This window comes from Parafrankia sp. FMc2 (assembly GCF_041008525.1).
In the GTDB taxonomy this organism is placed as follows: Bacteria; Actinomycetota; Actinomycetes; order Frankiales; family Frankiaceae; genus Parafrankia.
Genome location: NZ_JBFLUG010000282.1, coordinates 1 through 4,215, shown reverse-complemented (window position 1 = coordinate 4,215; position 4,215 = coordinate 1). Strand labels below are relative to the sequence as shown.

The following is a 4,215-nucleotide window of genomic DNA, read 5'->3' as shown; positions in this document are numbered from 1 at the left end:
CCTCCACCGCCTGGCCGTCCGGCGGCTGGGCCTCCGCCACCAGCGGCGCCTTCACCTGGACCTCACCCGGCGGTGACACCGCAGGCTTCCTCTACGGCCTCGACGAACCCTCCCCCACCACCTCGACCAACGCCACCACCAGCGCGTCGCTGACCGCCGACGAGGGCCTGCACACCTTCTACCTGCGCACCATCGACACCGCCGGCAACCTTTCCCCCGTCGTCTCCTACAACTTCGGCGTCGGGAATGCGGCACTGGCCTCCCCACCGGAGCAGTCCCGCACCCAGCGGTTCGCGACCCTGCGCGGTGAAGCACCCTCCTCACAGGTGTCGGTGACCTACCGCTACCGGGTCGGCACCAACCCCTCCACCGCCTGGACCGACGTCCCGAGCGCCCAGACCACCACCCAGGGCACCACCACCAACCCGACCTGGCCCGCGCCCCGCAACGGCGCCGGCACCTTCGACAACCAGATCTGGAACATCCCCGGCACCCTCGGTGGCGGCTCCGACGGACCCATCCAGATCCAGGCCTGCTTCCGCACCGCCGCCGCCGTCGTCACCTGCACAGAAGCAACCACCATCCAGCTCACCCGCAACTCCTTCAGCGACAGCAATGAGGTCAGCGCGGTCGGACCGGGGTCCGTCGCACTGCTCACGGGCGACTACTCGCTGTCGGCCACTGACGTCTCCATGCCGACCTACACCGGCAGCCTCACCATCGGCCGCACCCTCACCACCCTCTGGGTCGTCGACCGCGTCGAGGAACTCGGTTCCAACACCACCTCCACCTTCACCACCGACGCCCAGGGCCGGGTCACCCGCATCCTCGGCCCCGTCCCCGACGGCGTCGACTGCTCCGGCACCCTCGGTAGCGGCTGCCGCGCCCTCACCCTCACCTACGCCGCCACCACCACCGCCACCGGCACTGGCGGAAGCTGGTCCGACTGGGGCGACTACACCGGCCAGCTCTCTACCATCTCCATGGCCCTCAACGGCACCACCCCCGTCGAGGTCGCCCGCTACGCCTACGACACCACCGGGCACCTACGGGCCGCCTGGGACCCCCGCCTCGACACCCCCGGTGGCAGCCACCTCGCCACCCTCTCCTGGTATGACGCACAAGGCCGCGTCCAGGGCTACATCCACCCCGGCCAAGAAACCTGGGGCTTCAACTACGACGGCTACGGCCGCCTCACCACCGTCACCCGCCCCCGCCCCGCCAGCGCCGGCACCGCCACGATCAAGATCGCCTACAACGTGGCCCTTTCCGGCAGCGCCGCCCCCGTCGACATGTCGCCTGGCCGGGTCGATGACTGGGGCCAGCAGGACCAGCCAGCCTGGGCCACCGCTGTCTTCCCCGCCAGCCACGTCCCTTCCGACCCACCGGTGGCCGCCGACTGGCCCTACGCCGACATCAACTACCTGAACGCCAACGGCCAAGGCGTGAACAGGGCCGTGTACGGAGCCGGTGCCTGGCAGATCTCAACGACCGAATGGGGCCCCTATGGAAACATTATCCGGAGCCTGAGCGCCGAGAACCGAAACCAGGCCCTGAACCCGACCCCGGACACCGACCCGACGGTAGCCGCGTTGACCGACTCCGCTGCCCGCGCCCAACTGCTGGACACCGACACGATTTACACGGGTGACGGGATTGCGGTAACGGACGTCTACGGACCCAAACATCGCTACATCAACAACAACGGCGTCCGATCATCGGCACGCTCGCATGTCCACACTGATTACGATCAGGGAGCACCCCCGGCGGCCGACCCCTACTGGCTCGCGACCACGGTGACCACCACCGCCTTTTCAGGCAGCAGCGACACGGACCCGCGGAAGGTCGAATACGGGTACGAGACCTCCCCCGGGGCAGATTCATCGACATCCGGCTGGAACCTTAACACGCCGACCAGCGTAAAGACCTGGATGGGCGGAGGGTCCACCCCCGATATCGAGCGACGAAACTACTTCAACCCCACCGGACAGCCACTGGAGAGCCGCCAGCCCAAAGCCAGCGGAACCGGGAATGACGCGTACACATCAATCAGTCAGTACTATTCGCCCAGCGGATCAGGAGTTTGTGTAAATCCGTCCTGGGCAGGCCTTCTCTGTCGGACCGGACCTGCGGCGCAGCCATCCACAGGAAATCCGCTGCCGACAGTTACCTACACGTACAACAGCCTGAACCAGCCAGCTACCAAGGTCGAGACGGTGGTCGTTGGAACAGCGACGACGAGCCGCACCACAGCATACGGATACGACGCCGCCGGACGGAAGATCTCGGAATCCATTTCGGTGACCCCGGCGGCGGATGGCGGCACTGCGGTACCGGCCAGGACCTTCGCGTACAGCTCGACCACCGGACTTCCCACGACCACCACAGCGGCCGGAACAACCCTCAGTACGACATACGACACCTGGGGCCAGGTCACCTCGCAGACAGATGCCGGCGGCAACACAACCACCACCTCGTATGATGCCGACGGGCAGGTCGCATCCATTAATGACGGGAAGGGCACCTACTCTTTCACTTACTCGACGTCGACTGAGCATCGCGGCCTGGTCACGGGTATCGACATAGGCGCTGGCAGCGCACCCTCCACGCTCACTGCAACCTATAACGGCGATGGGCAGATAAGCTCGCAGACATATCCCAACGGAGTCGTCGCCGACACCCGTTACAGCAATTCAGGCAGCCCGACAAATCTCAGGTACAGCAAAGGCGGATCCACCTGGCTCACTTTCACCCAGATTGACAACATAAACGGCCAGGCTCGTGTACTGGAATCCGCCAGCGGCTCCCGTGAACACATCTACGACGCGGCCGGCCGCCTAGGGGTCGTCCGCGACGTCCGAAACGACACCGGAAGCCTGCTGTGCACCTCCCGCCGGTACGTCTACGACGCCGACTACAACCGCACCCAGGAAATCTCCTACCCCGACGCCGGCACCAACGCCCCCAACCCCACCTGCTCTACCAGCACCACACCCACCTACAGCCTCGGCCACACCTACGACCAGGCCGACCGCATGACCGACACCGGTTATGCCTATGACCTCTTCGGCCGCGCCACCGCCGTTCCCGCCAGCGATGCCGGCGGAACCCCGCTCACTCTTGGGTACTACGTGAACGACATGGTTGCCTCCGAAACACAGGGAGGAACCTCCCGCACCTATGAACTCGACCCCGCACGCCGCATACAGAGCTGGACCCAGAGTGGTACGACGACTGTCAACCATTACGGAACCGCCAGCGATGACAGCCCCTCGTGGGTCGCTAAGACGGGGGGGTCCTGGGTCCGAAATATTCTGGGCATCGGAGGCGCCCTCGTCGCGACACAGGACCAAGCAGGAGTCGTGACGCTACTTCTACACAACCTCCATGGCGATACCGTCGCCACGGTAGACAATTCAACTTCAGCCACCGCCCCATCCTCCTTCCAGGAAACCCAGGAATTTGGTAGGCCTTACAACACTTCGCCGGCCACCTCGCCTCTTGGCTGGCTTGGCACGTTCCAGCGATCACACGACACAGTTTCCAGCATATACCTCATGGGGGTCCGCCTATACAACCCCAACACAGGCCGCTTTCTCCAGGTCGATCCGATAGTCGGCGGCAATGAGAATCCATACGAATACGCCAGCCAGGATCCATATAACAAGGTCGACCTCACCGGCCGTTACAACTTCTACTTCCGGACACAGTACGGGCCCGCCGGCAACGTCGATATCCATGGCACATGCAACAATGTCTGCTCGGTATCATGGCATGTCAATTTCACCGGAATATATCGCTCCGCGAGCATCAAGCTCTACTACCGCTACTACATAAACGGCAAGTTCGTCGTGCAGAATCACTATGGACACACAGAACGCGGCGACTATCCTTTCCATGCCACACTCGGAGCCAGGAAGGTAAAGGATGGAAAGGTGACGAACGAGTTCGGGTACTACAACTACGGAAGCGGCAAGAAGGGGTGGATCAGGCCGGGCACCCGACTAAGATTTGAGTTTTTTGGAAACATGTACCTCAGGGGCCGGCAGGCCTCCTGGAGTGCCGCGGGAGGAGGCACGATCTACTAGTACTCCAGTGACAGTGGTCGGCGTGTGGTCTCTGGAGTGGGCGACGGCGTGGCGTCCGAACGGGCGCGGCCACCGTGTGATTCTCCGTAGTTTGTGAGAACCAACAAAGAAACCGCGGTGGCCGCGG

At 64.0% G+C, this 4,215-nt stretch carries 1 protein-coding gene; it reads left to right on the top strand.

Annotation, left to right across the window (positions count from 1 at the left end; genetic code table 11):
• Positions 1-4,088 (top strand): RHS repeat protein (locus AB1460_RS36040; RefSeq protein WP_368966963.1); only part of this gene is annotated, 4,088 nt, incomplete at its 5' end.
• Positions 4,089-4,215 lie beyond the last annotated feature (127 nt).